At 42.9% G+C, this 212-nt stretch carries 1 protein-coding gene; it reads right to left on the bottom strand.

The features are described from left to right. On the bottom strand, positions 1 to 212 hold a 212-nt coding region (locus tag Q0935_RS15880; protein WP_299388360.1), incomplete at both ends, for a Calx-beta domain-containing protein.

Raw genomic sequence — 212 nt, 5'->3', positions numbered from 1 at the left:
TCAATGTTATCATCTAAGATTGGCACGGTAACATCTACACTTGTCGCTCCCGCTGGGATTGTTACTGTAGTAGTTGTTGTTGTGTAATCTGATGTGCCAGCTGTTCCGTCTGTTGTTGTGATACTTATTACGGTATCTTCTGAACTTGGTACATCGATAGTTACTGGTACTGTTGCAGTTCCGGCTCCTTCATCAACTGTTACATCTCCGAT

Source organism: uncultured Lacinutrix sp., from assembly GCF_947500605.1.
In the GTDB taxonomy this organism is placed as follows: Bacteria; Bacteroidota; Bacteroidia; order Flavobacteriales; family Flavobacteriaceae; genus Lacinutrix.
The sequence above is the reverse complement of the archived record's forward strand: the minus strand, read 5'-3'. Positions and strand labels throughout refer to the sequence as shown.